Origin of the sequence: Leptolyngbya sp. AN10 (assembly GCF_050565645.1) — a bacterium.
In the GTDB taxonomy this organism is placed as follows: Bacteria; Cyanobacteriota; Cyanobacteriia; order Leptolyngbyales; family Leptolyngbyaceae; genus Leptolyngbya.
On sequence record NZ_JBNXVP010000004.1, the window covers coordinates 17,787 to 40,089 of the forward strand.

Here is a 22,303-nt window from a genome sequence, read left to right on the forward strand (position 1 = left end):
TCAGGAGATAACCATGAAAACGCTGAAATCCTTTTTGATTGTTGCTGGTAGCGCAGGTCTACTGTTTCTCGGTGCGTGTAGCAGTGGTGGCAACCAAGCGAGTGCGCCAGCCAATAGTCCTGCTGTAAGTAATAGTCCTGCTGCAAGCTCTTCTCCTTCAGCCAATCATGATGCTGACCATAAAGCGGGGGGCGGAATTGTGGTTGAGTCTGGTGCTTACCATTTGGAACTCAAGCCTGAAAAGGAAGGAAATGAAACTCACCTAGATTTATTTGTGCAGAAAGGCGACAATCACGAAACGATTCCAAACGCGAAAGTCACTGCACAGGTACAACTTCCCGATGGAAGCCAACAATCCGTTCCCATGACTTACGACGCAGATGGAAAGCACTATACAGCTAAACTACCTAGTGCTGCGGCAGGAGAATATAAAGTCGCTGTGCAGTCTGAGATTGGTAGCGAGAAAGTGAATGCTCGGTATGCCTTCAAGCTGTAAGGCTGACAGCTTGAATCCCGCTATTTAGAAACATCTGTAAAGCAAGCGCGTTGTTAGAGGCTGGCTTTACAGATGTTTTTGATGCAACATTGCATGATTTGGAGTATCTATGAAACTAAAAGTTAGCCAAACAACCTTTTTTAAGCAATCTACCTTGGATTCATCGAAGCTGTCTGCTCAAGACAAAGTAAGCGTGAATGCAGGGAGAGTATTTGAAATTCATTCTTGGAAAGAGATCGACAAAAATCATCTTAAGGTTGCACTATTCAACGACTTCTTGGGCAATCCACCGCGAAATACTTGGTACGTTTATCAGCCTCATATTCAATTGATTAACAGTCAGGGTCAGATAACACAACCTGAGTCACCTAAAATCACCCTTCCTTCAATCTTTTATCGATTACCAAAAACAAAAAGGCTAAATATTCCGCACAAGAGTCAGATGGATAATGCGTTGAATCCTAGAGGAGCCTGCAACGTCACATCTTACGCAATGGTGATGGATTATTTTAAGATTCCACAACGCACTAACGCAGTTCAGTTTGAAGATGAACTGTATCGGTTTTTAGAAAATAAGGGTTTGTCTCGCTGGGACCCTTACGATCTAGCGCAAATGGGTGAGGCTTATGGGCTAAAGGTAGACTTTACCACACGAGCAAGATTATGGGACATTCGCAAAGCGATCGCAGAAGGCTATGCCTGTATTATTCACGGTTACTTTACGAGCTTTGGTCATATTATGGTCGTTCGAGGCTATGATTCGGCTGGATTTTTTGTGAACGATCCGTTTGGTGAGTGGTTTGAGTCGGGTTATCGCAATGATTTTTCAGGTGAGAATTTGCATTACTCGAACGAACTCATCAAAGCGAAGTGTTCGCCTGAAGGTGAAAACTACTTGTGGCTGCATCGCATTACAAAGGCATGACTTTTTTGCACTTCGTAGCTTATTTCATTCTGTTTTCATGTTCATTGTTTAATCTAAGAAATAGTTCGTCTCACACACGAGCAGCAGTGGGTGACTTTGTTCACCCACAGCGATTGATTTGATTAGTGGTACTCTCTCATGACTCAGCGATCGATGAGCAAGAAAATGCGTCGTTACGGTGTGATTGGTCTTATGACTGCCGCAACAGTTGCCACAATTGCAGTAACACGTAATTCAGTAGGAAACCAACCTGCTACCGCAGATAGTGAGCATTCCTCTCATGCTCAGATGAACGGAATGGAGCATTCATCAATGCCGGGAATGTCTCATGACGATGCTCACGGTGAACACGGATCGAATGCAAACGCAGTTACAACCCAAGCCACGCTTACAACAAGCGGAAACTTGACCGTTAATCAACCAAGCAGACTGACGATCGCAGTTCAAGATGCTCAAGGCAAAGCAATCTCAAAATTCGACACGTTCCAAGAAAAGCTGATGCACTTGATCGTCGTCAGCAACGATTTACAGGTCTTTCAACACCTTCATCCGACGTACAAAGGCAACGGGCTGTTTGAAGTCGAAACCGCCTTACCGCAAGCAGGTAGCTACACGCTGATCAGTGACTATAAACCTGCTGGAAAAGCCGAAGCCGTTTCGGTGATGAAGACTCAAGTTCCCGGAACACCACCCGCAACACCAGCAATTAATCTAGAGCGCAGTAAAACGATCGATACGACCAAAGTTGATCTCTCGCTCTCGACTCCAACCGTTAAAGCAGGGCAGGAGGTGACGCTCGCATTTAATCTTCAAGACAAAAACAATCAGCCGATTCAAGACCTCCAGCCCTATTTAGGTGAGCAGGGACATCTGGTGATTCTCAAGCAGTCTCAAGACCTCAGCAGAGCAGATTATATTCATGCTCATGCAATGAAGAGAGCACCGCAAGGACAAGTAGCATTTATGACCACGTTTCCGCAGCCTGGAAAGTATAAGCTATGGGGACAATTTAATCGGGGTGGCAAAATCGTTGTCTCGGATTTCTGGATTGACGTTCAGTAACTTCAGCAAAGCCGCGATCGTAAGAGTTAACGCGATCGCATCTTTACCTGATCTCCAGCAACATAACCAGAGTTCATGAGAGCGGTTGTCTTCTCCAGAACTCTTAGGAAAGGTTAGCAACGCAGTAATACGATGAAGAAATCAGGGGACACTTCCCGAAAACAAGAGAAGCGAAATTTTTGGAGTAAACTACAACAATTTAATTTCAGCAGCGAATCAAAAGTTACAGCAGCATTTCAAGTATCTCGGAATCAAACAATTTCTGCTCTTCGCTACATTTTATTGCTGTTGCTGATTCCATTACTTGTGAACCAAGCGACCAAAACGCTAGTCGTTGAACCATTGTCTCAATATTTCGAGAACTATCAACAAGTAGAATCTCGACTTGAAGGATTTCAAGAAGAGCGAATTCTTCAAGAACTGCAAAACTATAAAAACCGTCTCCGCTTTGAGTCGCTTTTGCAAGGTGTGTCAGAAAACTCTACATCGATTATGGAAGCAAAACTGCAAAATAAAGTAGTGGATTTAGCAGAAGAGTACCGTAAAGGAAACACAGAAGTTATTAAGAATCTTACGGCGGATTTTCTAGCTTTGACTGTTTTTCTTATTCTCATCCTGAAAAGTCAATCTCAGCTTAAAAATTTGAAGCGATTCTGGTAATGTTCTAGACCTGTGTACGAGTATCATATAGCTCGACTGAATTCATACCGATTGATGAACAATCCAATCACCACATCATGCAACCAGATGGACTTAGAAAAGCAAATCGTTTTTCGAGCAAGCCGTTTGATCCGAGTGCGAAGCGTCAAGTGCTTGCGTTCGATGCGCTGTGTGTTCGTTTTGCCGACCGTATGCTGTTGAGAATCTAACAGGCGCAAGTATGCACCCCAGTTGTCCGTATAAAACCGCTCAATGGCAAATGGGGCAAGCAATTGCTGAAGTTGTTTGAGCGCTTCATCTTCATGTGGAGCAAGGACATAAGCCAAGACTGCCCCAGTACGATGGTCAATGGCGTGCCATAACCATCGCTGCTGTTTCTTAGATTGCACAAAGCTCCACATCTCATCCATTTCTGCTTCCTCAACTTTCACCACCATCGCACTCGTCGGTGAACTCTCCATCTGTTTGAGCAGCGATGTGTTGACTTGTTCGAGATGGCGATCTTTTTTTTAATTCCTCAATCACCGTCGTGGGGCTAATCTTCAGCACTCGTGCCGTATCTCGAATCCCACTGCCATTGACTGCCATATCGCTAATTTGCTGCTTCACTTCCGGCAAGTAGCCTCGGTAGCTGTAATCCCGAATGAAGGAACGACGCGAGCAGTCGGCATTGCGGCAGCGATAACGCTGTTTGCCTTCATCGCTTTTGCCATTTTTCACCACATTTGTACTGTTACAGCTTGGACAGCAGACTGGTTCAAGCACCATGAGAATCACAGCAGCTAACAACTGCTTTTATTTTCACACAATACACAGGTCTAGAACATTACCAAGCGATTCTTAGGTCAATTACTTGCTGGCTTGAGCGATTCTGCAAAAGCGTTTTTGATTATTTTATTTACAGATATTTTTGTAGGTTTTCATTCATCTTACGGTTGGGATGTAGCTCTAAACAGCGTTTTAAGCCACTATGGGCTACCTGAGAATAAGCAGTTTGTTGGGATATTCATTGCTACGTTTCCAGTGACGCTTGATGCGATCGGCAAGTATTGGATTTTTCGCTATCTCAATCGACTATCACCTTCTGCTGTAGTCACCTATCGCACGATGAATGAATAGCATAGATGCTTCATGCAACCTTGGCAATTTTGGTCATCGCGTTGTGATCTGTACCAAACTTACAAATTGCATCGCAATGCTGGCGAAGCTCCGAGAAGAGAATGTATTGAATCGGTACGTTTTGCTGTTTAATTGACGGGCGTTTAAGCTGAAGAATGACTTCTTTCTCGCGCTGATTCGGAACGACTAAAAAGAGCGTTCTCAAATTGTGTGGAAATGAGACAGCAAGATCACTCAGTCTTAGGATTCCAGAGTAGATTGAGGTACTTTTCTCAACTTCAAACGCGCTCACAACCCGGTTTGTTCCTTTTTCTAGCCACAACACATCAATTAAACCAATGGTGTTAAATGTGTCTTGATCTGCCTCCATTTTTGGTAAACAAGGAATGCAGAGAAATGAAAACTTGCTGTCCTGATAGGCTTTAGAACGATCGTTACTGGCAACAACCACGTCATACCCCAAAGCATGACCAATTTTCACAAGATGGTACTGCATTTCTGTGTGTAAATCCTCTTCCTGCTGCTCTGACAAAACCTCTGCATGTCGCTTTTTGAGCAACTTCTCAACCTTAGTTTTTTGTGTATCGTCTAGTGCTGCGCTACTTTCAATCAGAAGTTTATTTGCGCCAATCTCGAAGAGTAAACCTGCGATCGCACCTAAATCCGTTGATAGCTCGGTTCGATACTGAGCATTTGTGTGCAAAATCACTTCTCGCATTTTCAAATAACTTGTCCACGAACCAAGTTTCTGCTTTTCGTTGAAGAGTAGATTAAATCCGTTGACGATCGCAGTATTGAAAGGCGGAATCAGGGTCGGGTGCAGAAAATAGAGGATACTAGCAACCGCAGGACCTAACCCCTTAATATTTCTCTCTGATAATTTGATGATTTGCTTAACAAGCTGCTCTTCTTTAGTTGCACTTAAACAAGTTTCAAGAAACTGACCAAAGGCAACTTTATTAGCTTCATTCTCGTAGATGTCAGGAATGCGAAGTTTCGGCTTCCAATAGAACGGATGGGCTGCTCCTTCAAAAACTTGCTTTTGCTCGGTAATGCAGGTCAACACAAATTCTAGTGAGGAGCCTTTGAAATCATTCCCGAAGCTTCCAGTTTTGATATCCTGAACCACAGTCAGAACGCCACGACGAATCGATCGAAACGCTTTCAATCGATCCTCGTTGTTGATAAACCAAGTGCTGTAAACAGATTCCGGGTCTTGTTTATACTGACGAACGACATTCAACAATTCAGTCATCAATTTTGCAACCTTGCATAAAGAAGCAGAATGCTCAATCTACTAGAGGCATTCTTGCTCTTATTATGACTCAGAAAATTTCAGGAGATAAACCTAATTCCGAGTAACTTATGCTACCTAGTTTAGTGGTATTCTACTCTATTCAATCATCCAAACGAAGACGGCGTAACAGCATTGCATTAATCGAAACAACAACGGTCGAAACACTCATGAAGATTGCGCCGACTGCTGGCGATAATAGAATGCCAAACGGAGCCGCAATCCCTGCCGCTAAGGGAATGCCGATCACATTATATCCGGTCGCCCAAAACAAGTTCTGAGTCATTTTGTTATAGGTCGCTTTTGCAAGCTTCAGCGCGTAAGTTGCATCAAGCGGATCGCTTTTCACTAAGACTAGATCAGCCGACTCGATCGCGACATTGGTTCCGGCTCCGATCGCAAGTCCCAAATCTGCTTCAAATAAAGCAGGCGCATCATTGATTCCATCACCAACAAACGCTGTGGGCTTCTCAGCTTTTAATCGTCGAATCAGCGCAGCTTTGTCTTGCGGTAGCACACGAGCATAGTAGCGATCGATATTTAATTCCGCTGCAACCGTTTTTGCAACTGCTTCCGCATCTCCGGTGATCATCACCGTCTCAACTTCCATCTCATGCAAGCGTTGTATCGCCTGTTTTGCTCGTTCTCGCACCTGATCTGCTAACCCAAATAGTGCAAGAACTTGTTGATCATTCAGGAGTACGATCGCGCTTTCACCACGAGATTCGCTCTCTTGCAGTGCTTTTTGCAGTGTTGAAGGAAATCGCAGTTTTAACTCCTCAACCCATTCTGGTCTTCCAACCCGATAACGCTGACCGTTCACACTACCTTCAACTCCCTGACCGGGTACTGCTTTAAAATCATTCGTTTTAGCAAGCTGGATCTTGCGGTTGTTCGCTTCTTGCACGATCGATTGTCCGAGTGGATGTTCTGACAAGGATTCTAAAGAGGCTGCAACTAACAAAGCTTGTAGCTCATCAATGCCATCAGCATAAATTCTTTGTACTCCAAACCGTCCCTCTGTCAAGGTTCCCGTTTTATCGAAAGCGATCCTCTGAATGCCTCGCGCTCGTTCAAACGCTTCTCGATTTCGCACTAAAATACCGTTCTTGGCAGACATCGCTGTTGCGTTGACGATTACTAAGGGAATTGCTAACCCCAAAGCATGAGGGCAGGCAATGACTAACACTGTCACCGCACGATTAATCGCAAATGTTAACCCTCCTGTTCCAATCGATAACCAAAGAACGAATGTTAGCGTTGCGACTGCGATCGCAATCAAAGTCAGCCAGTAAGCAAGCTGGTCGGCGAGTGTTTGATATCGACTTTTAGATGCCTGTGCTTCCTCAACTAAGCGCATAATCTGGCTCAGCGTTGTTTTATCTCCGGTGCGAGTGACTGTAATCGCCAAAGCTCCTTCTCCATTGACCGCTCCAGCGACAACCTCATCATTCGCTTTTTTAACGACTGGACGCGATTCTCCGGTTAAAAATGCTTCGTTGACACTAGAGTTTCCGTCTATAACTTCACCATCGATCGGCACTTGTTCACCCGGACGAATCAGAATTTGATCTCCTTCAGTTAGTGAGCTAACAGGGACATCTTGTATACGTCCGTCTACCTGTTTATGAGCGACAGACGGAACTAGATTTGCAAGATGCTCTAAAGCACGGCTGGCTCCTTGAACAGAAGCCATTTCAATCCAATGACCGAGCAGCATGATGTCAACTAAGGTTGCAAGTTCCCAGTAGAAAGAATCTCCGGGTAATCCAAGAGATACTGCCACACTGTAAACATACGCAACCGTGATGGCTAGAGCGATCAGCGTCATCATGCCAATTTTGCTGCGGAGTTCATACCAAGCTCCACGCAGAAAAACCCAGCCACCGTAAAAATAGATAATTGTCGAAAGAACGGGCGTAACCCAGTTTACACCTGGAAACTGAAGCGCTTGATAGTTAAACCAATCCTGAAGCATTGGCGCAAAATAGAGAACGGGCAACGTTAGCACCAGGCAAATGAAGAAGCGGCGCTTAAAGATTTCTGGGCTATGTCCAGCGTGTTTATCGTGCGCCCCGTGTTGATCATGGCTAGAATGCTTACCGTGACCTCCCTGGTCGCCCTGTGGGTCGGGATCAGGCAAATTTCTTTGAAGTTGCTTTTCGTGTTCAAAGTGCCCAACATATCCCGGATCGGGTTGGTTTGGTTCCTGATGACGATGATCGTGTTTCACAGATGATCCTCCTGGTTTGCGTGATGCTTTGATGAGCGAAACTGGAGTGCAATGTTAGAGACTTGCTAAGCTGCTACGGCGCAGAATGCTCACGAAGTTGGGCGTAGTGTTAGCAATATGGGAGCTTATAATAGGGTAAGAGATCGCAATCCTGAATCAATCTTTCTGAATACTTTTATTCAAGTTTTTCGATTCTACTAACTGCTAACGCCATTGGTTTTACGTCCACTCATTTCGCTCAAATAAATGCGATGAATACCTTTGAAGAGAGCTGCGTCATCGATTCTATCCAATCCCTTACTGATATAATTTTCTAATAGCTGATCCAAAGTTTTTGTGGTCAGGAGTTGCAGATATGAAAATTTCTGAACAAGACTACATTGCATTATTTCAGGATGTAGAGCAAAATCAGACAACTGACACTCAAAGTGATTATTCTGAAACTGTGTTTCGGTATCCAGCAGTATTGGCTGAAGGGCAAGGAATTGACATTGAATTCCGTCAAGGATTCTTACTTCAGATTTCTAATTATCAATTTCACCGACCTGTTAGCCTTGATTTATCTGAGTGCGAGCATCCCTTAGAATTTGGCTTTCAGCTTGCTGGGAGTGGGCAAACTCAATATAAATCGTTTCATCCAGGTGAAACGATCATCTGTGGGTGCGGTATGGCTCCGAGTTTGCTATGTGAACCTGCGTCCGGTGAACAACAGCAAGAAGTTGTGGTGCATATTGAGCCAGAAGTTTTCAAGGCATTCGTTGGAATTCATTCTGATGAAATTCCAAGCTCAATACAGCACTTGTTTAGAAGATACGATCAGAAATACTTTACTCGCGCTGGGATCATCACATCACAAATGCAAACGGCATTGCAACAGATTTTGCAATGTCCGTTTGAAGGCTTAATTAAGCGGATGTATTTGGAAAGCAAAGTCCTGGAACTGATGGCGCTGCAATTGCAACAGGGAGTTGAAGCAGAGTCATTTCCTAAACCCATCAATGGATTAGAACGAGAGATTCGCGATCGCGTTCAGCAAGCGAAAGAAATCCTAGAGAAGCAGCTTGATCATCCCCCTTCAGAACTGATGCTCGCAGAACTGGTTGGATTGAGTCATTACCAATTAAAACAAGGATTTCGTAAAGCGTTTGGCGTAACGCCCTTTCAATATCTGCATCAATATCGGATGGAACAGGCAAGGTTGTTGCTCAGTGATGGCAAAAAGCGGGTGTCGGAGGTCGCGATTGCGGTGGGCTATTCGCATTTTGGGCAGTTTGCGGCGACGTTCAAGCGACGGTTTGGGATTACACCGAGCGAGTGTTTGAAAGGAAAAAAGCCGTAAATTGAATCGTGATTCGCCGTTTTGGGATAGTCTACCTTCATTTTTAGATAGTTTTTGGTGTCAAAACTACTTAAACTCTTCACACAGATGTTGAGATTAATTCTCAGCAAGACGTTCTACAAGAGATGTGTGGGGAGAGAATGGATCGATTTTTTGGAGTTCTAGTCGTTACGTCTAGTTTGCTGATTGCGATTCCTGGATGGGCAGAAGAGCGCGATCGAACGGAACCGATTCGAGGAATTCGAGAAATCCCGCGAGCAGCAACTTCGGTCAAAGAATGGTTAGGGCAAGTTCCTGATACAACTTCCCCGATTGCACCGATTCAAATTACAAGTGTTCGACTAAATCGAACCACTTCTGGAACCGAAGTAATTTTAGAGACTGCAACAGGTGCAACCCTGCAAGCAGAAACTCAGGAAGATGGGAAAACGCTCGTTGCTGCCATTGAGAATGCAGTGTTGGCACTCCCAAACACCAACTCATTTGCGAGTAAAGACCCGATCGCGGGGATTACCAGCATCACGGTCACTCAGCAGCCTGAAAATCGAGTCGAAATCAGAGTGACAGGCGATCGAGAAGTTCCGACTATTAGCGTCAAACCTAGCTCCAATGGAGCCGTGCTAGCCGTAACCGCCTCGGATTCAGGAGATGAAGAAGAAATTACCGTGACGGGTCGATCGAGTCCTTACCGGGTTCCGAGCGCCTCAACTGCAACGCGAACCGATACTCCTCTGCGCGACATTCCTCAATCGATTCAGGTGGTTCCACAACAGGTTTTAGAAGACCAGAAAACGGTGCGACTAAACGATGCACTGCGGAATGTGAGTGGCGTATTTACGGGGAATCTCTTTGGTGGAACGCAGGAAAACTTTAACATTCGTGGGTTTAATGATGCGACAACGCTGACCGATGGAATCAGAGACAGCTATGCAGGAAGTGGGCTAACGTTGCGGGACTTTGCCAATATTGAGCAACTTGAAGTTTTGAAGGGTCCAGCTTCAGTTCTCTACGGCAATGTTGAGCCGGGAGGCGTGATCAATATTGTGACGAAGCAACCGTTGTCAACGCCTTTCTACAGTGCAGATCTATTAATCGGCAGCTACAGTTTTTACCGTCCTAGCTTTGATTTTTCTGGTCCGCTAACCCCAGATAAAGCGGTGCGCTATCGCTTGAATGCTGCCTATGAAAATGCAGGTAGCTTTCGTGATTTCGTCAATAGTGAGCATGTTTTCGTCGCTCCGGTTCTGAGTTGGAAGATTGGCGATCGTACCGATCTATCAATCAATTCTAGCTACCTCTACGATCGTCGCACCTTCGATCGTGGCATTCCTGCCTTTGGAGCAGGCGTTGCAGATATTCCAATTAACCGTTTTTTGGGCGAACGGGGCGACTTTCGAGATGTGAACCAGTTCAGAATTGGCTATCAGTTACAGCATCGGTTTAACGACAACCTCAGAATTCGGAATGCCTTTAGATTTTTAGACACCTACGAAGTTGTGAAAAGTGCAACTGCGATCGGGCTAGATGAAACAACCGGAGAACTATCACGGGCTTATTTCGACAATGCCAACCGATTTAAAGTCTTTTTGATGCAAACCGATCTAGTCAGTAACTTCAAAACTGGCTCGATCAATCATCAGCTATTGTTAGGATTTGATTTGCAGCGCGACACATTGGAAGGATTATTTGCCACACCGCCCGATGCCTTTGATGCTACGTTTGTCGATCGCTTCACGCCCAACATCAACATTTTCAACCCAATTTACAACACACGTCCTCGTCCGTCCCGCTCAGAGCTAGAGTTGCGACGAGACGATGCGACGACAACCGATGGACTCGGAATTTTTCTGCAAGATCAGATTGCTTTAACCGATAATCTCAAACTGCTAGTAGGTGGACGATTTGACACAATTTCTCAACGATTGCGAGACAAATTAACAAATAGTGAAACAAGGCAAGCAGACCAAGCCTTTAGTCCTCGAATTGGGCTTGTCTATCAACCGATTCGACCGATATCGCTTTACGCAAGCTACAGTCGATCGTTTGCACCCAACAGCGGTGTTCAAGCAGATGGCTCACTCCTCGAATCCACACGCGGAACGCAATATGAAGTTGGTGTTCGAGCCGAACTCAATCAGCAATTTACCGCAACGCTTGCAGCTTACCAAATCACTAAAACAAATGTAGCAACCACTGATCCAAACGATCAAGCCTTCAGTCTTGCGATCGGAGAACAGCGCAGTCGAGGAATTGAGTTAGATGTTGCAGGCACGCTGATCCCTGGCTGGAACGTGATTGCATCTTATAGCTATACCAATGCCGAAATTACAAGAAGCAATGATCTACCCGTTGGCAACACGATCAACAATGTTCCACGCCACAAAGCCAGTTTATGGACAACCTATGAACTCCAAAGTAGTGGATTGAAGGGACTAGGATTCGGACTCGGCTTGTTTTATGTTGGCGATCGAGCAGGTGATTTAGACAACAGCTTTGAATTGCCCAGCTACCTCCGCACAGATGCTGCAATCTTCTATCGACAAAGAAACTGGCGGGCTGGAATTAACTTCCAGAATTTATTCAATACTCGCTATTTTGAAACCAGTGAAATTGGCAGAACCACTGTTACTCCTGGTGCACCGCTTACGGTTGTCGGTTCGTTCTCGCTCACTTTTTGATTCTAGAAGATCATCAATATGCAGCCTATACGTCTCCGCAAATTAGTGTTTACTCTGCATCGCTATGTTGGGCTTGCCGTTGGATTGATTCTAGTTGTAATTGGGCTAACGGGCAGCTTGCTCGTCTTTGAACCTGAACTCGATCGCGCTTTGATTCATGCTCAGTTTGGCAACATTGTGCCGCAGTCGCAGCAGGTTTCGATTCCATCGGTCGTAGATAAAATCAAATCTGCTAAACCCGATTGGGCGGTTCGTGGCATCGACACCCCCATCACACCTGATGACGCAATGCAAGTCACAATCGAGTCCCCCAACAAACCCGATCTAGAAGTGCTAGTCAATCCTTACACTGGACAGATTATCGGAGAGCGAATTCGCGATCGCACGCTGACCGGGTTTCTTTTGATGTTTCACTATACTTTAGCGGCAGGAGATGCAGGAATCGCGATCGCGGGCATTGCTGCATTGTTGTTGTTTATTCTGAGCCTGACTGGAATCTGCTTGTGGTCGGGTTGGCGCAAACTGATTTCAGGCTTCAAGATTAAATGGAACGGGCATATCAAGCGCGTCAACTTTGATATTCACAAAGTTATCGGAATAGTTGCGGCAATCTTTTTAGCTTTGACTGGAATTACAGGCTTTGGATGGAACTTCTATCCTCAAGTCGATCCACTCATTTATGCCGCTACTTTTACCCCTCAACCAATCGAGGCAACATCTAAATTCATCCCCAATACCCCGACCGTAACGCTAACGCAGGTTCTACAGCGTGCAGATGCTGCACTCCCCGGAACTAAAACTACCTACGTCAACTTACCCGCTACTTCCGATGGTGTGTTTCAAATCAACAAACAATTTCCAGAGGAGCGCGACTTATTTCGTAGCCGAGTGTACATCGATCGCTATACAGGCGAAGTAGTGCAAGTGAGAGATTCGCGCCATCTTCGCCTCGGCGATCAGGTTGTAGACGCTTTCACACCTCTCCATTTCGGCACTTTTGGTGGGCTACCCACTCGGATTATTTATGTTTTTGTTGGCTTAGCTCCCACCATTCTATTAGCCACAGGTTTCATAATGTGGAGATGTCGTAAGCCTCGGTACAAAACAAAAGCTTGCAAGTGAGAGAAGGAAAGAGTTTCATAGAAATGCTTGGTGTACGACGAAACTCGATGTCTGAAATTATCTACCGCTTTAAATTTAGTAGTACAGAAACGAATTGCTAATGTAATGATCGAACCTGGTCGTGATCTCTATTTCCTGACTCCTCATCGCTCAAATTCAACCCGTCCGTTGCTAATCTTTTTACCTGGAATGGATGAAACGGGCAAAGAGTTGCTTTCGCTTGAAACTCAAAGTTTGGAAGCGAGCTTCGATGTTCGTTGTCTCGTCATTCCACCCGATAATTTCATGACATGGGAGCAACTGACAGAAAACACGATCGCATTGATTCAAACCGAATTAGAAAAACGAACACAATCGGAAGTATATCTCTGCGGCGAATCGCTCGGTGGCTGCCTTGCCATGAAGTTAATTGAACGTGTTCCGCATCTATTCAACCGACTAATTTTAATCAATTCTGCTTCTTCGTTCCATCGAGTCGGTTGGCTGAATCAAAGTTCGCGTCTACTTGCTTTGACACCGCCACTACTTTACAAGTTTTCTCCAATCGTCATCTTATGGTTAACCTCCGCGCTCACCCGCATTCCACTTGCAAGACTGCGAATTCTTTGGAAAGCTGCCCAAGCTGCACCGAAAAAAACGGCTGAGTATCGACTATCACAGTTAATTGAGTTTCAGATCGATGAAGCTCACCTCGATCGCTTCAACCAGCGTGTTTTACTGATTGCGAGTCAGGCGGATCGACTGCTGCCATCCGTTGCAGAAGCTCAACGTCTAAGCAAAATTTTTCCTGCTGCTCAGGTAGTTGTTTTGCCGCACAGTGGACATACCTGTTTAGTTGAGCCAAACGTTGATCTATACCAGATTTTACAAGCCGAACACTTTGTCACTTAGGCAATAAAATAAAGCTAATTGAGAATTTTCCTCGTGTGTCTAGGTCTAACATCAGACAGTTGGCGTTTGACGAACCAGATCACGATCGGCGGCAGCAGCACCCACTGAAATAGCGGCAGCAGTCCAGTTCCCAGGAATGGAAGCGTTGGCATGAGAGTACTATATTTCCATCTGTTAAGCGCTCCAGTCGCTAGAGCTTCAAAGATAATCGTGATCACAACGCCAACTAGAATGAAGCTGCCAATTTGCCAGCGCCTTGATCGAGGAAACCATTGGCGCGATTTTGAGATTCCTGCCACTGTCCAAAAAGCCACGATCGAAATGCCGACATCGCCAACGGTCGCAAGCGTACATCCGTTGATCATATCTAAATGAGAGAACTCAGCCGGAATCTGATAAAACGGCATTTGTTGAATCTCCCAAACAAAATTCAGCAGAAATGAGAAGATACCAACATTCCACTCTGGTAAGTTGAACCAACGATTTAGCATACGACAATTAATGGCAATCTAGCATTTTGACCGTCGTTGAGAACTTGCCTCTGATCCTGTGTTTTCACAAACGATACTAGCCTAATCGTGTCCACGTTTTAGCACCATCCTGGGATTGAAACACTACGTTATTTTCATTAACAGCATAAATGATTTGGGAATTACTAGGCGCGATCGCCACCTGCAATATCAGTCCTTCAGTGCCCGCTCCTAATTTCTCCCAGGTTTTGCCATTATCGTTACTTCGGTGCAAACCCGGATCAGATTGAACTACACGATAGCCGATCATCACGGTGTTGGTGTTGTTTGAATTTAACAGCGCTAACCCTGCGATCGGCGCATTTTGAGTACTCGCGATCGCGCTCCAAGTCTCACCGCGATCGCGACTTTCATACAAACCTGCACGAGTGGTCGCAAACACATGGTCAGCGTTACGCGGATCAACGTGTAAACCAAAAGGAGCCGCTTCTAGCCCTTTCATCTGGGTCTGTACCCACGTTTTGCCACCATCGGTTGAGCGGTGTATTCCCTCTGCACCAGAAGCAGGAAATCCATAAAAGACATTGGGGTTACTGGGAGCAATGGCTAAAGCATGAAAGTCTACGCCGGGCAGAGCAATTTGTTGCCAATCTTCCCCTTGATTGTCGCTGAGTTGAAATCCTAAATTGCCCCCGGTTGGAGGATGCCCACTGGAGTAAAAACGATTCTCGTTGGTTGGATCAGCCGTAAAGCCCATGTAGTCAGCCCGTTGCTTGCCCATCCAGAACCATTGCCCTGCTTCGGAGCGCTGCAACAATCCATTATGCGTGGCAACATAGAGAATTTTGGGATTCTTCGGATTCACTGCTAAACCATGAACATGATTGTCCGCTTGCCAATTCTCTGCGGGTTGTAGGGAAACGCCTGATTTTGTTGTACTCGGTTGAGATTGAGGCGGATTTTGTGCTGAATTTGCAGAGGTTGGAGAAGTCAATCGCTGAATAGAACGACCGAGGAATACGCCCAACCCACCACCGAGAGACAGCGCGATCGCAATCGGAATCGCGCAACAAGCAATCATTGCGATCGTCATCCACTTCATCGATCGATTCGGGGATTTTGGCTGGCTCATTGTCTTAACTTCTCCTAACCTTACTTTCAACTAAAACTGCTGTTCCTGATGATGAATTCTCGCCTGCATCATCGAGCCGCAATGACCTTTGACAAAGGGCACATAGCCCCCCGACAGCGCCCCAAAACCCAGCACAATACCGAGACCAATCAACCCCGCTTTCAGCCCTTGCTGCCACTGACGAGTTTGAGTCTGTTTCGCTTGAATCTGCTGCACTGCCTGTTGAATAAACTCTGGTTGAATGTTTGCTTCTGCGCCAATTTGGGTTAGCTCTGACAAAGAATACTGCTGCTGCCGCTGCGCTTGTAGCCGAGCTGCCAATGCAAACACTTCTGGAAACTGGTCTGGAGAGATTTGGGGTTCTAAGTCTTTCATTGTAAGACTCCACTTGAAATTAGTTTCCCTTTACGTTAATGATTTTTCAGTGTCTCTGCTCATGCTAAAGCTTCAAGTTAACTTTAGAGTCAAGAACTTTGTTGCACTTTGTAATATCCCTGATAATACTGGGGTTGATGGCGGAATGAGCGACCCGCAGAAAACATACAAGCACCCTCAGCAACACTACCCTGTCGCAATGCTAACGCGGCTTGATAAAGCCTGTACAAATTCGTTCCATCTTCTGGACGCTCCTTTTCATCATAGTTTCATAATCGCCTGTCAGGATATTAATAGGACTCAAACGAGAAGTAGCAAAGTGAGAAACACTACTCAAGCACTGCTACTTCAGACACAATCATTTAGGAGTTTGGTGATGAAGACACTCGTTTTTGGAACTGCATTTATGTTGGTGATTGCTTCGATTGGTTCTGCTGCTTATGCGAAAGAACCTGTTCCTGCAAATGAAACGACAGGAGAATCAGCAACGCGGCGCTTGGAAGTGATTCAGCAGCACAGTCGAGATAGAGAACAACCTGCGCCACAACCCCCTACCTCTAACAATTCGCAGGGTTTGATCGAACAGCGATCGACCTCAGAATTCACTCGCTCAACCTGTCTGTTGAAACCTGTTACTGCTGGTGCAATGGCGCAAAGAGCATTTGCAGAGCAACAAATTTGTGAGGGAGGAATGCGGTAGTCGATCGTTCAACGAACTATAGGTAGCATAAAGTAACGCTTCAGCTTAGCAAGTGTTTCATTGGCGATGTCACAAGCATCGCTTTTTTGTCTTTTTTCTATAAAACTACTGATTTTTTTAGTATTAATTATCTTTTCATCATGTTTTCATTTTCACTTGCCAAACTGTAAACAGATGAATCACTTACCAACGATTCTAAAGGCTTTAAACTAGGAGAACACTCATGAAAAAACTGATGTATGCTGGCGCTCTGGTATTAGCGTCTGTTGCATTTGCCCCCACTGCTCAAGCCGCAGGAATTGCCGGAAACACCAGAGTTCCCCACGTCGTTAGCGCGGCAGGAAGCATGAACAATGCAAGATTTCAGCCTAAAAGCTATGCTCTCAAACTTCACGTTATGGGTCGAGCATTGTCGGCGCTAACAATCGATGCACCTGAACAGTTGCGCCTTAGTCAGCAAATCACTGTGAAAGACCAAGCAGGCAAACCATTAGATGTAACTCTCACGATGAATGGGCAGAAAGCGACGATCGCGTTTGCTCAACCTGTTGAACCCGATACGACAATTCAAATCAACATGAGCAATGTTCATGCCCTGACTGATTCCCGAATTTGGCTATTTGGGCTAGAGAGTAGACTTGTCGGACTCAATGCAGATATTCCACTCGGCGTGATTCGGATTGATGACTTTGGCACCCGACTTTAGCAACTGATTCTCAAAGGTAGACATCACTGAAGTCCTTTCATACTGGCTTCACTTTCGGCTGATATTTTTAGCTTTAGTGGCACTGATTACTTCAGGGAACAGAATCACGTTAGTAACACATCATAGACAATGTGCCTGAAGTCACCCCTAGATGCAGGGGCTTCAGGCTTTTCTTTCAAATCAGCATCGTCATATTTCATCCTCGTTTCATTTTCGAGTGCCATTCTAGAAAATAGAAACAGTTAAGTTTCTACGATCGCTTGGAGAGCACAAATGCAACGACTCACCTTGACCGCAGCAGTCACAGTACTGCTTACCGCCACCATTTCCTCTGCACTCGCGCAGATGCCAATCTCAAAAGAAAAGACCGTGATTCACAGCGTTGCGTATCCAAATCGCGTCAAAGTCACTCGTGCAATTTATCATATCGGTGTTCAAGTCGGAGCCATTCCATTATCTGAGATTCGTGTCAAGGTTCCTGAGAATGCACCTGCACAAATTCGATTTGGTCAAGCAACAGTCACTGATACAACTGGAAAAACGCTGAATGCGAATACCTCATTGAGTGAGAAAGAGGTTGCGATCGCATTTGCACCATCCATCGCCGCTGGAGAAACGATCGAAATTGATCTAAACAACGTTAGAACTTCTGATTTAATCGGACGTACTTGGCTATTTCCAATCTATGGTAAAACGATTGGGTCTGCTCAAGAAATTCCTCTCGGAACAGCACGAATTCAAACTTACCAATAATCAAGGCGATGCGGATTTTGCTTGTCGAAGATGAACCCGATTTAGGCAGGGCGATCGAGAAAACGCTCACTCGCAATCGCTACATCGTCGATTGGACACAAGACGGTAGAGAGGCTTGGAGCTATCTAACACAGCCCCAAATGCAGTATACAGTAGCAGTGATTGACTGGATGCTACCGGGACTGTCTGGAATCGAGCTATGTAAACGGCTCCGCGCTCAAGGCAGTTCGCTTCCTGTGTTGATGTTAACGGCACGAGATAGTTTGAACGATCGCGTCACCGGACTCGATGCGGGAGCCGATGACTATCTGGTCAAACCCTTCGGTATGGTTGAACTGCTTGCCCGATTACGAGCATTACAACGTCGATCGCCCCAGATTCAACCGCAAAATCTGCAAGTCGGTTCGCTGATGCTCGATTATGGTTCATCAACCTTAGTACTACAGTCACAAGAAACTGCAACGAGAGTGATTTTGACTGCGAAGGAATTTCAGTTGCTGGAATATCTGATGAAACACGCGAATCAGATTGTCAGCACCGAGCAGATTCGTAATCATCTATGGACAGTGAACTCAGAATCTTCCAGTAACGTGGTCGCAGCCCAAATGCGATTACTGCGACGTAAGCTGGCAGATCAAGGCGTGAATGGTGCGATCGAGACCGTCTATGGACTCGGCTACCGTTTGAATGCTGAGAGCAATTAACGACCTAGACGGGAAATCCGGTGATGTTCTAGACCGATAAAGGCAACAGATTTTGTCGATCTTGTCAAAATACGGTTGCATACTGCCTTGATCTGTGTATCCGCTCAATTCTAATGACTAATCAGGAGGAAGCAGCAATGTTGACACACGAAGCTCGAATGAGAGCATATAAACTGCTAGAACAAGGTTCAAGCTCATGGCTAGACAGTTTTTTGCGTAAGATTGACATATTTTACTGTGTCTTTAAATTAACAGGACTACGTGGATTGCTGTTGTACAAGCCTCTGCCTGCACCAATACTAACCTTACTTAAGCGACTTGGATTAAATCTCAAAGACAAGTTCGCAAAATTGCACCTGAGAGGCTACTCTGCTCCCGTTTTTCTGAGATACGGATCAACTGATCATCAAGTGTTTCACCAGATTTTCCTCCTAGAGGAATATGCTTGTTTAACAGAGATTGATCCACCCGCTTTGATTTTTGATTGTGGCGCGAATGTCGGCTATTCATCACTTTATTTGCTTAATCAGTATCCAAACGCTCGTATTGTCGCAGTCGAACCAGATTCAGAAAATTTTCGACTCTGTAAGAAGAATCTTGCACCTTACAAGGGATCAGTCTCGCTAATTCAATCGGGGGTCTGGTCTCATGCGACGGGTCTAAAAGTTTGTCCCAGTCCAGAAGGCGAATGGGCTGTGCAGGTCGAGGAGTGTCAAGCTGATCAATTGCCAGATTTATATGCGGTCAGCATTGAAGATCTTTTACATCAATCTGGAGCGAGTCAAATTGATCTGCTTAAAGTAGACATCGAAGGATCAGAGGCAGTTGTGTTCTCAACGAACACAGAGGGCTGGCTACCAACTGTCAAGAATATTGTAATTGAGTTGCATGGCGAGGCGTGTGAAGCTGAATTTTTCAGAGCGATGGAAAACTATCGTTATTTACAATCTACATTCGGAGAGTTAACGGTCTGCAGATCCATCACCTCACGAATGAAGTAGAATTTGGAACGTTGAATCGAAAAAAGCTAGGCGTAGATTCAACCCAGTCAAAAGACTGATTCAATAGTTTAACCCAAGCAGTTCAAGAGCTTGCGACCAGAACATAGTTTGGACAGTAGACAGGCTCAAGCACTGTACAAACAAGAGTAGCGAACAATCACTTTTGTTCTTGCATGAAATACACAGGTCTAGAACATGCCTTTTTGCTGTCCCCGGAACCCTTTGCAATAGAACTTATTGACTCCACTATTTTGTTTAATGTCTCACTAAGGTTGAGAACTTACACACTGTCGTAAGACTACCAGCGCTTGACGTTCTAGTTGTCGAACACGCTCTTTGCTCAACTGCAAACGCAGACCAACTTGAGACAAAGAGAGTGCTTGACCATCCTCTAATCCGAATCGTAAGCTTAGAATTTTACGCTGTTGTAGAGGTAGTTGCTTTAACAGATCAATGACTTCCTCACACAGCGCTATTTCAGTCACGTAGTCATCGGGTGAGATTCTCTCGTCAGGCAATAGTTCTTGTCGCTCGACCTCCTTTGCTTCTCCGACTCCAATTACCTGATTGAGCGAGGCAGGTTGACGGGCAAATGCCAGATATTCTCGAATTTGAGCGGAAGATAAACCCACAACCTGAGCAATTTCAAGCAGAGTTGCTGTTCGTCCCAGTTGCTGACCTAATTCGTGTTGTGCCTTCCTAATTTTGTTGAGTTTTTCAGTTACATGACTGGGTAAGCGAATCGTTCGTGACTGAGATGCGATCGCCCGTGTAATTCCCTGACGAATCCACCAGTACGCATAAGTAGAAAACTTATAGCCTCGACTCGGATCGAACTTAATTACGCCGCGCTCTAGACCGAGCGTTCCTTCTTGAATCAAGTCAAGCAAATCCATGTGACGCTTCTGGTAGCGTTTTGCAACAGCAACCACTAATCGAAGATTCGCCTCAATCATTTTTCGCTTGGCAGATTCACCTTCGATCAGAATCTGGTCTAACTGTTGGCTGCTAGAAAGTTGAGCAGCACGTATCCATTCCTCCATAGTAGGATTTCGGTGAAGACGCTGTATGAAATCTTCTCGAACTTGCTGAAGCTTGACAAGCAGTTGCACTTGTTTCCCATATTCCACTTCCTGTGTAGGTGTCAGCAGGGGAACACGACCAATTTCTTGTAGATAAAGGTCAATTGAATTCAGAGCCATCTTACTCATAAAAACTTCACTCGAACTAGCCGTCTAAATCAGCAATGCAATTAACTTTCAGTCCATATTCTGATAGATCGAGATGAAACGAGGATGAAAAACCCGATCGTGCTTTAGAAGAGAACCATTCACCTTGAGTGCCAATTTTGTTTTCTCTATTTCATCCAAGATCAAGAACAGTAAATTAGGCGCAAGCTCTTTTTCCTCCTATATTTCATCTTATTTTCATTTTGATCTTCTAAGCTAAGACTTAGTGGGGTAGCTCAGAAACAGACTACTTCGTTACGATCGCATCTCAAAGCCTTTAAATTTAGCTGTGTTGCAGTCTACTTTTTTGGGCTGCTCACTGGCTCTAACAGCGAAATTTCAAGCTCCTCTTTCTTTGAATCCTTCTATGTTTAATTCATCAATCCCTCTCTCAGGCGCAAAGGTTTTAGTAACTGGGGCAAGTGGCTTTATTGGTCGGCATCTCTGTCAGAGACTTCAGGCGTATCAAGTAGAAGTTTACGGTGTCTCTCGCGTTGAACAATCTTCCAGTTCTGCAATTCGGTGGTTACAGGGAGATGTCGCGAACTTCGAGGATATGCGGCGAATTATTACCCAGGTAAAACCGGATGCTATTTTTCATTTAGCAGGTCATGTCACTGGCGCACGCGGAGTTGATGCGGTCGTTTCTACATTGCAAAGCCATCTTGTTAGTACAGTAAACTTGTTGACGCTAATGGCTGAATTTAGCGGACGGAGAATTGTGTTAGCAGGATCGTTAGAAGAACCCGATGCAGGGGAAGATCCGATTCCGTCCTCGCCTTATGCTGCTGCAAAATGGTCAAGCAGTGCTTATGCTCAAATGTTTCAGCATTTGTATCAGTTACCGATCGTCAGAACACGTATGTTTCTAGTATATGGACCCGCACAGATGAATTTTGACAAGTTAATTCCCTATGTCACACTCTCTTTGCTGAAAGGAGAAGCCCCGAAGCTCAGTAGCGGTCAGCGCCAGGTCGATTGGATTTACGTCGAGGATGTAGTTGAAGGTCTGATTGCAGCAGCACAAGCGCCAGGGGTAGAAGGCGATATGTTTGATCTTGGCTCTGGAACATTAACGCCGATCTCCAGTATTGTGCATCACATCAATCAATTGGTCAATCCCAGTATTCAGCCTTTATTTGGAGCTTTACCTGATCGACCGATGGAACAAGTCCGCATTGCTAACATAGAGTCTTCAGTTACAAAGCTTGGCTGGCAGCCTAAAGTCTCTCTAGAAGAGGGGTTAGCGAAGACGGTCGAGTGGTATTCCAATTACTACAACAATCTTACTTGTTGCACAAGTTGAATGATGTCTTTATCGTTCGTTCTAAACAAAGAGCGTTTTACAGCAATTTTATTTTGTATTAATAGCGCCAATATTGGGAATCGCTAGGCTGTCTCAGGTGCTTATGCA

22 protein-coding genes are annotated in these 22,303 nt (G+C 45.1%); 15 read left to right on the forward strand and 7 right to left on the reverse strand.

Annotated elements, in window-relative coordinates; translation table 11 throughout:
* Positions 1 to 13: 13 nt before the first annotated feature.
* The 4 genes from ACQ4M5_RS06565 (at position 14) to ACQ4M5_RS06580 (ending at position 3,143) form a co-directional block, all read left to right on the forward strand.
* Entirely contained in the window at positions 14 to 496 is a 483-nt protein-coding gene (locus tag ACQ4M5_RS06565; RefSeq protein WP_017292235.1) for a hypothetical protein, read from the forward strand.
* 109 nt (positions 497 to 605) lie between these two features.
* A complete protein-coding gene (locus ACQ4M5_RS06570; RefSeq protein WP_017292236.1) occupies positions 606 to 1,421 on the forward strand; it encodes a C39 family peptidase in 816 nt (271 codons plus the stop codon).
* Between the two features lie 138 nt (positions 1,422 to 1,559).
* A complete protein-coding gene (locus ACQ4M5_RS06575; RefSeq protein WP_017292237.1) occupies positions 1,560 to 2,483 on the forward strand; it encodes a hypothetical protein in 924 nt (307 codons plus the stop codon).
* Between the two features lie 132 nt (positions 2,484 to 2,615).
* The gene (locus tag ACQ4M5_RS06580; protein ID WP_430674812.1) at positions 2,616 to 3,143 is read left to right on the forward strand and encodes a hypothetical protein; all 528 of its coding nucleotides are present in this window, start codon (positions 2,616 to 2,618) and stop codon (positions 3,141 to 3,143) included.
* Between the two features lie 23 nt (positions 3,144 to 3,166).
* Here the strand turns inward: ACQ4M5_RS06580 and ACQ4M5_RS06585 are convergent.
* Positions 3,167 to 3,911, reverse strand: a protein-coding gene (locus ACQ4M5_RS06585; protein ID WP_430674813.1) for an IS1 family transposase whose coding sequence is annotated in 2 segments (ribosomal slippage) — positions 3,167 to 3,652 and positions 3,654 to 3,911 — 744 coding nt in all. Because the reading frame shifts where the segments join, the coding sequence is not laid out codon by codon here.
* 57 nt (positions 3,912 to 3,968) lie between these two features.
* Here ACQ4M5_RS06585 and ACQ4M5_RS06590 point away from each other — a divergent pair.
* Positions 3,969 to 4,262, forward strand: coding sequence for a hypothetical protein (locus ACQ4M5_RS06590; protein ID WP_430675108.1), 294 nt, complete (start codon positions 3,969 to 3,971; stop codon positions 4,260 to 4,262).
* 10 nt (positions 4,263 to 4,272) lie between these two features.
* On the opposite strand, the gene ACQ4M5_RS06595 is transcribed toward ACQ4M5_RS06590, so the two are convergent.
* The gene (locus ACQ4M5_RS06595) at positions 4,273 to 5,517 is read right to left on the reverse strand and encodes a hypothetical protein (RefSeq protein WP_017292239.1); all 1,245 of its coding nucleotides are present in this window, start codon (positions 5,515 to 5,517) and stop codon (positions 4,273 to 4,275) included.
* Positions 5,518 to 5,659: 142 nt separating this feature from the next.
* Complete coding sequence (locus tag ACQ4M5_RS06600) at positions 5,660 to 7,789, reverse strand: heavy metal translocating P-type ATPase (protein WP_430674814.1); 2,130 nt, start codon at positions 7,787 to 7,789, stop codon at positions 5,660 to 5,662.
* Between the two features lie 355 nt (positions 7,790 to 8,144).
* Here ACQ4M5_RS06600 and ACQ4M5_RS06605 point away from each other — a divergent pair, with 355 nt between their 5' ends.
* The 4 genes from ACQ4M5_RS06605 to ACQ4M5_RS06620 all read left to right on the forward strand — a co-directional run bounded on the left by ACQ4M5_RS06605 (position 8,145) and on the right by ACQ4M5_RS06620 (position 13,819).
* The gene (locus ACQ4M5_RS06605; RefSeq protein ID WP_430674815.1) at positions 8,145 to 9,128 is read left to right on the forward strand and encodes a helix-turn-helix transcriptional regulator; all 984 of its coding nucleotides are present in this window, start codon (positions 8,145 to 8,147) and stop codon (positions 9,126 to 9,128) included.
* A gap of 140 nt (positions 9,129 to 9,268) precedes the next feature.
* Positions 9,269 to 11,806 carry a TonB-dependent siderophore receptor gene (locus ACQ4M5_RS06610; protein ID WP_430674816.1) on the forward strand — a complete coding sequence of 846 codons (2,538 nt, stop codon included), beginning with the start codon at positions 9,269 to 9,271 and terminating at the stop codon, positions 11,804 to 11,806.
* An 18-nt stretch (positions 11,807 to 11,824) separates the two neighbouring features.
* A complete protein-coding gene (locus ACQ4M5_RS06615; protein WP_430674817.1) occupies positions 11,825 to 12,928 on the forward strand; it encodes a PepSY-associated TM helix domain-containing protein in 1,104 nt (367 codons plus the stop codon).
* 105 nt (positions 12,929 to 13,033) lie between these two features.
* Positions 13,034 to 13,819, forward strand: a complete 786-nt coding sequence (locus ACQ4M5_RS06620; RefSeq protein WP_430674818.1) for an alpha/beta fold hydrolase — start codon at positions 13,034 to 13,036, stop codon at positions 13,817 to 13,819.
* A 14-nt stretch (positions 13,820 to 13,833) separates the two neighbouring features.
* Here ACQ4M5_RS06620 and ACQ4M5_RS06625 read toward each other — a convergent pair whose 3' ends face one another.
* From ACQ4M5_RS06625 to ACQ4M5_RS06635, 3 genes are all read right to left on the reverse strand, one after another.
* Complete coding sequence (locus ACQ4M5_RS06625; RefSeq protein ID WP_430674819.1) at positions 13,834 to 14,310, reverse strand: hypothetical protein; 477 nt, start codon at positions 14,308 to 14,310, stop codon at positions 13,834 to 13,836.
* 76 nt (positions 14,311 to 14,386) lie between these two features.
* Positions 14,387 to 15,421: a F510_1955 family glycosylhydrolase gene (locus ACQ4M5_RS06630; RefSeq protein ID WP_430674820.1), complete on the reverse strand. Its 1,035-nt coding sequence runs from the start codon at positions 15,419 to 15,421 to the stop codon at positions 14,387 to 14,389.
* Between the two features lie 30 nt (positions 15,422 to 15,451).
* On the reverse strand, positions 15,452 to 15,796 hold the full coding sequence (locus ACQ4M5_RS06635; RefSeq protein WP_430674821.1) for a hypothetical protein: 345 nt from the start codon (positions 15,794 to 15,796) through the stop codon (positions 15,452 to 15,454).
* Between the two features lie 376 nt (positions 15,797 to 16,172).
* Here ACQ4M5_RS06635 and ACQ4M5_RS06640 point away from each other — a divergent pair, with 376 nt between their 5' ends.
* The 5 genes from ACQ4M5_RS06640 (at position 16,173) to ACQ4M5_RS06660 (ending at position 19,660) form a co-directional block, all read left to right on the forward strand.
* Positions 16,173 to 16,496, forward strand: a complete 324-nt coding sequence (locus ACQ4M5_RS06640; RefSeq protein WP_430674822.1) for a hypothetical protein — start codon at positions 16,173 to 16,175, stop codon at positions 16,494 to 16,496.
* 223 nt (positions 16,497 to 16,719) lie between these two features.
* Positions 16,720 to 17,202 (forward strand): DUF2808 domain-containing protein, encoded by a 483-nt coding sequence (locus tag ACQ4M5_RS06645; RefSeq protein WP_017292256.1) that lies wholly within the window; start codon positions 16,720 to 16,722, stop codon positions 17,200 to 17,202.
* A 273-nt stretch (positions 17,203 to 17,475) separates the two neighbouring features.
* Positions 17,476 to 17,955, forward strand: coding sequence for a DUF2808 domain-containing protein (locus ACQ4M5_RS06650; protein ID WP_017292258.1), 480 nt, complete (start codon positions 17,476 to 17,478; stop codon positions 17,953 to 17,955).
* An 8-nt stretch (positions 17,956 to 17,963) separates the two neighbouring features.
* Entirely contained in the window at positions 17,964 to 18,659 is a 696-nt protein-coding gene (gene rppA / locus ACQ4M5_RS06655) for a two-component system response regulator RppA (protein ID WP_017292259.1), read from the forward strand.
* A gap of 137 nt (positions 18,660 to 18,796) precedes the next feature.
* On the forward strand, positions 18,797 to 19,660 hold the full coding sequence (locus ACQ4M5_RS06660; protein WP_190711076.1) for an FkbM family methyltransferase: 864 nt from the start codon (positions 18,797 to 18,799) through the stop codon (positions 19,658 to 19,660).
* 266 nt (positions 19,661 to 19,926) lie between these two features.
* On the opposite strand, the gene ACQ4M5_RS06665 is transcribed toward ACQ4M5_RS06660, so the two are convergent.
* Positions 19,927 to 20,862, reverse strand: a complete 936-nt coding sequence (locus tag ACQ4M5_RS06665) for an RNA polymerase sigma factor, RpoD/SigA family (RefSeq protein ID WP_430674823.1) — start codon at positions 20,860 to 20,862, stop codon at positions 19,927 to 19,929.
* A gap of 394 nt (positions 20,863 to 21,256) precedes the next feature.
* On the opposite strand from ACQ4M5_RS06665, the gene ACQ4M5_RS06670 reads away from it, so the two are divergent.
* The gene (locus ACQ4M5_RS06670; protein ID WP_430674824.1) at positions 21,257 to 22,195 is read left to right on the forward strand and encodes an NAD-dependent epimerase/dehydratase family protein; all 939 of its coding nucleotides are present in this window, start codon (positions 21,257 to 21,259) and stop codon (positions 22,193 to 22,195) included.
* The last annotated feature ends 108 nt before the right edge of the window (positions 22,196 to 22,303 follow it).

Coding starts and splice junctions, on each gene's coding strand:
- ACQ4M5_RS06635 (WP_430674821.1), bottom strand. CDS start 15,796: ATGAAAGACTTAGAACCCCAAATCTCTCCAGACCAGTTTCCAGAAGTG.
- ACQ4M5_RS06670 (WP_430674824.1), top strand. CDS start 21,257: ATGTTTAATTCATCAATCCCTCTCTCAGGCGCAAAGGTTTTAGTAACT.
- ACQ4M5_RS06615 (WP_430674817.1), top strand. CDS start 11,825: ATGCAGCCTATACGTCTCCGCAAATTAGTGTTTACTCTGCATCGCTAT.
- ACQ4M5_RS06620 (WP_430674818.1), top strand. CDS start 13,034: ATGATCGAACCTGGTCGTGATCTCTATTTCCTGACTCCTCATCGCTCA.
- ACQ4M5_RS06575 (WP_017292237.1), top strand. CDS start 1,560: ATGACTCAGCGATCGATGAGCAAGAAAATGCGTCGTTACGGTGTGATT.
- ACQ4M5_RS06580 (WP_430674812.1), top strand. CDS start 2,616: ATGAAGAAATCAGGGGACACTTCCCGAAAACAAGAGAAGCGAAATTTT.
- ACQ4M5_RS06650 (WP_017292258.1), top strand. CDS start 17,476: ATGCAACGACTCACCTTGACCGCAGCAGTCACAGTACTGCTTACCGCC.
- ACQ4M5_RS06595 (WP_017292239.1), bottom strand. CDS start 5,517: ATGACTGAATTGTTGAATGTCGTTCGTCAGTATAAACAAGACCCGGAA.
- ACQ4M5_RS06640 (WP_430674822.1), top strand. CDS start 16,173: ATGAAGACACTCGTTTTTGGAACTGCATTTATGTTGGTGATTGCTTCG.
- ACQ4M5_RS06565 (WP_017292235.1), top strand. CDS start 14: ATGAAAACGCTGAAATCCTTTTTGATTGTTGCTGGTAGCGCAGGTCTA.
- ACQ4M5_RS06625 (WP_430674819.1), bottom strand. CDS start 14,310: ATGCTAAATCGTTGGTTCAACTTACCAGAGTGGAATGTTGGTATCTTC.
- rppA (WP_017292259.1), top strand. CDS start 17,964: ATGCGGATTTTGCTTGTCGAAGATGAACCCGATTTAGGCAGGGCGATC.
- ACQ4M5_RS06605 (WP_430674815.1), top strand. CDS start 8,145: ATGAAAATTTCTGAACAAGACTACATTGCATTATTTCAGGATGTAGAG.
- ACQ4M5_RS06645 (WP_017292256.1), top strand. CDS start 16,720: ATGAAAAAACTGATGTATGCTGGCGCTCTGGTATTAGCGTCTGTTGCA.
- ACQ4M5_RS06665 (WP_430674823.1), bottom strand. CDS start 20,862: ATGGCTCTGAATTCAATTGACCTTTATCTACAAGAAATTGGTCGTGTT.
- ACQ4M5_RS06630 (WP_430674820.1), bottom strand. CDS start 15,421: ATGAGCCAGCCAAAATCCCCGAATCGATCGATGAAGTGGATGACGATC.
- ACQ4M5_RS06610 (WP_430674816.1), top strand. CDS start 9,269: ATGGATCGATTTTTTGGAGTTCTAGTCGTTACGTCTAGTTTGCTGATT.
- ACQ4M5_RS06570 (WP_017292236.1), top strand. CDS start 606: ATGAAACTAAAAGTTAGCCAAACAACCTTTTTTAAGCAATCTACCTTG.
- ACQ4M5_RS06660 (WP_190711076.1), top strand. CDS start 18,797: ATGTTGACACACGAAGCTCGAATGAGAGCATATAAACTGCTAGAACAA.